Origin of the sequence: Sulfuricurvum sp., from assembly GCF_049305995.1 — a bacterium.
In the GTDB taxonomy this organism is placed as follows: domain Bacteria; phylum Campylobacterota; class Campylobacteria; order Campylobacterales; family Sulfurimonadaceae; genus Sulfuricurvum.
Genome location: NZ_JBAQPS010000185.1, coordinates 1 through 7,351, shown reverse-complemented (window position 1 = coordinate 7,351; position 7,351 = coordinate 1). Strand labels below are relative to the sequence as shown.

Here is a 7,351-nt window from a genome sequence, read left to right as displayed (position 1 = left end):
CCTTACTTCACTGTCTCAGCGAAGCTCTTCGGTGCTGAAAAGATGTTTACTGCACAATTTGATGGGTACGAAGGGGATGCGAATTCCTTTAAAACAAAAGGGGAAGCGGAAGCCGCTATTGAAGCAGCAAAGCTTGCCAAATATGCAACCGTCGAATCAGTTGAAAAGAAGGTTGTAAATTTTGGATCAAAAGCTCCATTTACGACAGTTGATTTTCAGGCAGCTGCATCGATTTCGTTATCGATTGCACCCGAAAAAGCAATGCAGCTCGCCCAAGGATTATTCGAAGCGGGGCTTATCACCTATCATCGTACCGATACGGTACGTCTAAGCGACGAATTCCTCCAAGAAGCGTCAGAGTTTGTTATTGGCTCTTTCGGCTCTGAGTACGTTCCAGAGAAGCCAAAAAAGCACACTTCGAAAAACAGCCAAGCAGATGCGCACGAAGCAATTCGTCCAACACACTTGCATCCAATTGACGAGATCGATGCGAAGATTAAAGAGTCAGCACTGTCGCAAGATCACGCGAAAATTTACGAGTTGATTTTCAAACGTGCCGTTGCATCAACGATGGCGGATGCGACATTTGATTGGACACAATACAAATTCGATATCGGCGGGTTACCATTTAAAGCGTCCGGATCAGTTCCAAAGTTTGCAGGGTGGATGGCTCTTTATACTGAAGATATTGAAGATGAGAAAGAAGTGGAACAAACACTTCCGGAATTATCAAGAGCAGAACCTTGTGAAAAGATATCCATTGACGTAGAATCTAAAATGACAAAAGCACCAGGACGATTCACTGAGGCCTCTCTTGTTAAACAACTCGAAAAGATGGGAATCGGGCGTCCATCTACATATGCCGCGATTGTTGGCCGCATTAAAACTGCCGGTTACGGTGAGATCGATAAGAAAAAGTTCAAAGCAACCGCTGCAGCGGAACGATTAATTGACTTCCTCAATAACAATGGACACTCATGGATCATTGATTATGGCACGACCGCCAAAATGGAGGAGTATCTCGATAAGGTAGCCGACGGCATCGATGGTGCAACTTGGCAAAAACTCGCCAGAACGACTCATGAAGAAATGGGCTTCTTCATTCCTGAAGCGAGAGAACCGCGCGAAGATCGAGTCCCAAGCGACAAGCAGATCGATATTGCCAAATCAATCTCTGAGAAAAAGGGAGTTAAATTGCCGGACTCTGTTTTACAGAGTGGGTTTGAAATGTCGAAATGGCTCGACAAAAACATGCCGAAACCGACGGATCCAGTGGGGAACTGCAAATGCGGGGGGACAGTCAAAGAGTGGGACAAATCATTTCAATGCCAAGGATGCAAGGCGACAATTTGGAAAGAATTTTTTGGTAAGAAAGTTACAAAAACGCAAGCGATCAATCTCCTTAATGGGAAAACCGTTTCGTTTTCTGGGTTACAAGGCAAGTCGGAAAAAAAGTTTGACGCAAAAGGGAAATTGACAAACGGGAAAATTGAATTGATTTTTGATAAAGGAGGGAAAAAATGATTGAGGTTACACAAGAAATGCGAGATACTGCATATCGGGAAGAGGGGATAATTCCCTATCTAAAAGACACAATAAAAAAAGTTAATGAGGACGAGTTTCGGCGAGCAGGGGCGGATCCTGTTGGTATCAGTGACAAAAAAAACACACCACTAACACCAACGGAGTCGGGCGGAGCCTTGCCGCCCGTTATTAATTGTCTCCATTTTCAACAAGGAACTGACTAGGCTTCATGTTGAATATCATTGTATTTGCAATGTTAAAAATAGCATCGATCGGGTTCTTAAGATCCTTTAGATCCTGAATAAAATAGTTGTAAATATTTTCAATACTTGAAATTTGCAAATCCATGTTACTAATCTCTTCGCGGTCATAAATATCAATCATATCAAGACAGGCTATGTCTAATAGTATTTCAGTTTCATTTTTGCTGAATAAGTTTTTTATTTTCGTGGAAATATTCTCTATTTCATTTGAGAGAGAAGCACCATTTTTCAATTCTGAAAAATATTCTCCAATCGGTTTTGGTTTGAGTCTGTACGAAATAAGATGTTGCTGCATAAAATGAACTCGAATCGCGGCAAAAAGAAGGTTTTTCTCTTGCGGATTTAGCGTGTTTATTTTCGCGGCAATCGCACTAATATTAGCTTTTTTCATGGGGTCAATGTTGGATTCATTTATGGCGTTAAGAATTTTATCAATGGGAAGTTGAGCCCCTTTTTTCGTTCTCCATTTCTGGCCGATTCCAAATATTACATAGTCGATCGATGCACCAAACGATTCGCACGCCTCAACTACAAAAGAGGGGGGTAGGGAACGTCTCGCTCTCCAACCGGAAGCATTGGCCGGTTTCAAATCGAACATCACGCACAACTGATATTCAGCGTGCACATTTGCAACTTCCATCAATCGGGCGAGCTGCTGCTCATATATTTCTAAATTCTCTTCATCCGAAGAGCCAAATTGCCGAGTTTTTCGTGCCATTTGTGTGTCCTTTAAATTGGAATTCTAATAAAGTATAAAAAACAGTAAAAATATAGAAAATTACAAAAATTATATAACAAAAAGTGTTAATTAAAAAAATGAATACAAATTACACAAAAGATATGTCAAAGAGATAACAATAATAATAAAAAGTATTGACATTTAATTAACTTTTCATTTATAATGATGCCAACTAAGTGAGAAGGGAATATTGATTAAATGAAAGAAACCATCACAAACTTTATAACGAAAGCCGTTGATTTGAATAGGTCGATCAAAGAGGGCATTGAGAATACTAATAATGTTGTAGAAAACGGGATGAGTGGGAGTGGAATTTTTGTGGAACAGCTGCACACAGCGAATAAAACCGCAAGCCTATCTACTTCTCTCATTGTAGTTCCAAAAAGAGATATTGTCGGGTCGCAAACAAAGAACAATAAAATGGCCGAATTTATGACTTCATTTCCGAATCGAGAAAATCAGATTTTTGGCTATAAGTGGTCTACAGGATTAGAGGTTAAAAACACTCTTGGTAAAAAAGAAGCAATTTATTTTGATGATTTTGCAATTTCAAAACGTTGGAACAATAATGCTTTGGATATGCCCGGAGGAACGGGAATATCCACTTATCTCACACCGGACGACATGACAAAAGCTATACTGGTTCTAGGTTCAATAGGCTCGGGAAAAACCGTTTTTTTGGAGCGTTTTTTACAGGCGGATTGGTATCACAATGCGATCGTCAATGATGAAAAAGGCGATTTTACTTCAAAATTATATAGTGAAGAGAACGGCGATATCATAATTAGTCTTTATGATGAGCGTGGGTGTGTCTGGGATATTTTTTACGACATGAGCAAAAGTGTGGCATTGGCCACTTCGTTCATTTCAAACTTTGCAACGCAAATGATTGGCAAGAGTTCGAATGATCCATTTTTTTTAAATGCAGCCATTAAAAAAATTACCGACATCACAATAATTTCCTATCGTACGGGGAAAACAACGTCCGAGCGTTTTTCAGTTTTTCAGAAAAAAATTGATGAATACGAAAAAGAAATTTCAGAAAACAATAATGGTACAGCTAGGTCAGTATTTGAATTGATGAAATTGGTATTAACTATATTCCAACAAAATCAGTACTTAATTGACTCTGGGGTTAAACCGTTTTCAATTCCTGACTTTTTTGAGAATGATCGTCGTGGGAGAAAAATATTTTTTTTGAAAAACGGTGGGAGTGATCAAAACGAAAATGCCTTTTTTGTTGGGATCCTTGGTGCTATTGTTCAATATCAAATGTCATTGCAAGATGGCAAAGACCTTCCAGATGAGAAGAAAAAATATACCCTCTATTTACTCGACGAATATCTTTCTATGGATATGGAGCAACGAACAAAAGAGCAGTTGCACCGAATGGTAAGAAGTAAGTTAGGTTGTGTAGTTTTTGGAGCACAATATTTAGATAAAGATAAAGTAAAAGATTTACAACTTATGGACAGCTCTCGCTTTGCTCTCGTCTTGTTCCGGATGGATGAAACAGAAACAATTGACCATGTTATCAAAGCAGGGAGAAAAACTGAGTACATCGATAAAACAAAGAACAGTTCAACTTCACTTTCCGAACAAAGTGGTCAATCAGCCGGGACAACACCGATGGGGGGGCTAAGCGCATTTGGAATGCAGATGAGCAGAAGTAAAACTTTCGGAGAAAGTGAAAATATTTCAAAAGATGAATTCCTTCGCGGCGAGTATATTCAGAGTTTGGATGATTTTTACCATATTTCTTTTTTCCCATCGAAGAAACTTATATATTTAGGGTACTCGGCAGATACATGCTTGCGAGTTAAATGTAAAAAATTTATTCCGCGAAATTATGATGCGTTTTACGACAAAATGTACAACATCGAGAATGATACCAATGTCGAAAACTTTGAAGCGGGAGGAGAGAAGGACGTTCACGATCAAGAAAAAATAATTTTCACCGGGTACATCGATTTCATAATGTCCGAGGATCGGGAAGATTTTTTAATCAATAAAAAATTCGACCAAAAAATTGTTGATGGCATTGAAAAAATTGTCAACTCAAAAATATATTATCCTGACGAGATCAAAGAGTTTCACAACAGATATAGTGATTTGGAACGAGACGATTTGTCGATTGAATTTTTCGCGATCGATGATGATCAGGAGCGTTTTGATTTCGCTAAAAATATGGGGTTCGAGAAAATAGGTCTAATTGCCGCATTCGCGCAACCGCACGAAGCAATATTTGCAGAAATTGAAAAAATATTAGGAGAAAATGATGCAAGTTGAAAATGATAAAAAATTACTATCAGCCGCATATTACGATGATGTAATTGAGTTAAAAAATAGTCTATGGCAGTATTCAGATGAGCCAATCGGGGCGATTGTTACTAATTCGTATGGTGATGTGGTGAACACATTTAACGCTATCAAAGTAGCTATCCTAAAGAGAAGATTTGCATTGTTCACATTGACAGCGGTTTTTCTCGCGGTGCTACCGTTCATCCCGGCAATTCTAACCGGCTTGATCGTGTTTAGTTTTATTATTGCTCTGCTGTTTGGGGCATCGCCTAGATTTTTTAAAATCTTTGGTCATGTCTTTTTTTATTTTTCGAGCACTACGACTATGTCGATATTCAGAGACAAAAACGTTTCGGAATTGCTCTCGAAGAATTTAATCGTGCAAGCTCAATTACACGAAATAGCCAACAAATACAACTTAAACCTCTCACAAGCAATTGAAGATAATTTGAGTGTTGGAGATTTTCTAAGTTTTGCGTTTGATCAACGAGCCAAAGAACAGAAAGAAGATACTGCTCATATATTTATGAAGCTATTTTATGCGACGGTTGGTTATGTCCTCGTTGGGGTAGCCGAAAATATAGCTATTCAATACCTCGATAGAATTGCAATTTATACAGTTCAAATTATCGGTTATGGTGTTGTTGCGTACTTGTTCTTTAATGCTTTTGAGGCAGTCGGGCCACTCTTGAAAAAACTTTACGAAAAGTTCGGTGAAGGATTTTTGAAATCAAGAGCAAAAAACATTTTTGAAACTGATATTCTTCGAAACGATATAAAAGTCAAAACTAACCAATACATCGATGTTGGTGGAATTATCGATCGCATGTCAGATAAGACTATTGATCTCTCTAAGATCGAGACTATTTGGCTCGCCAAACAATTGTCCGTTGTGCTTATTTGTCTATATATTATCGATTATCTTGGTCGAAAAGATTTTTCTATTTTTCTTGCACTGCCATTTTTCGCTACAGCGGCATATTTTGTGTTCGAAACTGTAAAAGTTTTCTCACCTCGAATCGGGATGAAGTTAATCAACGTCTCACTTAAATTTAAAATAGGTTCGGGTGTATTTGGCCTATTTAAAGCTATGTCGGTAGGTGAGTCTTTCAACTATGAGGATGTGTACCGAAGTTCAAACATAGCTGCAGATAGAATCAGTCGCGGTGACGTTAAGACAGAGCTTACACGCGAAGATGCCGACGAAGTATGGTTCGAGCTAAATTACGGGATCCCGAGAGAGTTTAAAATTCACTCGTATGAACGGTTCCTTGAATTACAAAAACATGTCTCCGGAGACGCAAAGTTCCAAGAAGCCTTTAGAAAAATAGAAACGATCGTGATTCCGTCATGACAAGTATTAATCTTGTGGATGAACTTTCCATGGTTGTTGGATGGATTAATAATATTTGTAATTTCAAAGCGGAGGAGCATGATGATTTTGTCATGCTCCCGCTGAGCGAAACTACCATGGCAAGAGCAAAAAACATCGCAAAAAATTATCCCCTCGATGAAAATCAATTGAAATATTTTCACAAAGTACATGATGAGCTTATCACAGAAGTTCAACCAAGCTATGTTTTTTTTGAAGATGATAATTTCTTCACTACTGAATATTATAAACTTGTAACCCTTGCAAGCTTTAAATATGGGTTTTACAAAAAAGGTGATGGTGTAACCATCATCAGATAACTTAATTTAGAGAGAATAAAAATGATATGCGAGTTAAAAGAATGTGTAAAATATAAAGATTGTTCGATGGGAAATTTTTATATTAAACCAAAGAATTGTGGGTTGCGACGTGAGTATCTTTCAACGTTGAAATTCAGGTCTAAAAATATGATAAAAAAAGAGGTTAAATGTTAACGATTTCAATTCTTTCGGATCTGCATCTCGATTTTTATTTTAAGTCGTTCAATCAAACCAAAGAAGATGTAAAAAAGTTCTTTGATCCGATTTTTACTCCCTCAGATGTTCTCATCATTGCGGGTGATCTGGGACATTATAATACAGAAAATGCAAAGATAATTGAATTTTTACGTGAACTGTATTTCAAGCATATTGTCTGTGTACTAGGCAATCATGATTACTATCTTATCAACCGGATCGCTATGGATGATTATGATATGAACAGTTATAACCGGGTGCATGAGATGAGAAAGATGCTTAACTCTATCGATGGGGTGTATTGCTTAGATGGTACTGTTGTAGAGATTGATGGCGTGCGCTTTGGCGGTTGTGATTCCTGGTATGATGGACAGTATTTACTTCACAACCTCAATCCACATTTCGTTACCAATATGGATGATGTCAGGACACTATGGAAATATGCCATGAACGATGCGGCATATATGCCAAATCTAAAACTATTCGATGAAATTTGGGAAATAGAGAAACGGGTGTCCACCTACATTTAGGTTTTTTGTCACATGCGTTTTAAAGTTTGCTTAAATTCGTTCTACAAGCCTCTACAAATCATTTTAAATATTTTTAGCTCTTTCTTGACACTATGTATCTAAATGGA

General features: G+C 37.9%; 6 protein-coding genes. 5 read left to right on the top strand and 1 reads right to left on the bottom strand.

The window, feature by feature from the left end:
* The coding region (locus WA010_RS06420) for a DNA topoisomerase (protein WP_422556315.1) at positions 1 to 1,524 on the top strand (1,524 nt) is incomplete at its 5' end.
* 189 nt (positions 1,525 to 1,713) lie between these two features.
* Here WA010_RS06420 and WA010_RS06415 read toward each other — a convergent pair.
* On the bottom strand, positions 1,714 to 2,505 hold the full coding sequence (locus tag WA010_RS06415; RefSeq protein WP_422556314.1) for a hypothetical protein: 792 nt from the start codon (positions 2,503 to 2,505) through the stop codon (positions 1,714 to 1,716).
* Between the two features lie 219 nt (positions 2,506 to 2,724).
* Between WA010_RS06415 and WA010_RS06410 the strand changes: the two genes are divergently transcribed.
* From WA010_RS06410 to WA010_RS06395, 4 genes are all read left to right on the top strand, one after another.
* Positions 2,725 to 4,815, top strand: a complete 2,091-nt coding sequence (locus tag WA010_RS06410; RefSeq protein WP_422556313.1) for a type IV secretion system DNA-binding domain-containing protein — start codon at positions 2,725 to 2,727, stop codon at positions 4,813 to 4,815.
* Complete coding sequence (locus WA010_RS06405) at positions 4,805 to 6,181, top strand: hypothetical protein (protein WP_422556312.1); 1,377 nt, start codon at positions 4,805 to 4,807, stop codon at positions 6,179 to 6,181. Before WA010_RS06410 ends, WA010_RS06405 begins: the two co-directional genes overlap by 11 nt.
* Complete coding sequence (locus WA010_RS06400) at positions 6,178 to 6,519, top strand: hypothetical protein (RefSeq protein ID WP_422556311.1); 342 nt, start codon at positions 6,178 to 6,180, stop codon at positions 6,517 to 6,519. The genes WA010_RS06405 and WA010_RS06400 overlap by 4 nt, the downstream gene beginning before the upstream one ends.
* A gap of 167 nt (positions 6,520 to 6,686) precedes the next feature.
* Positions 6,687 to 7,244: a metallophosphoesterase family protein gene (locus WA010_RS06395; protein ID WP_422556310.1), complete on the top strand. Its 558-nt coding sequence runs from the start codon at positions 6,687 to 6,689 to the stop codon at positions 7,242 to 7,244.
* The last annotated feature ends 107 nt before the right edge of the window (positions 7,245 to 7,351 follow it).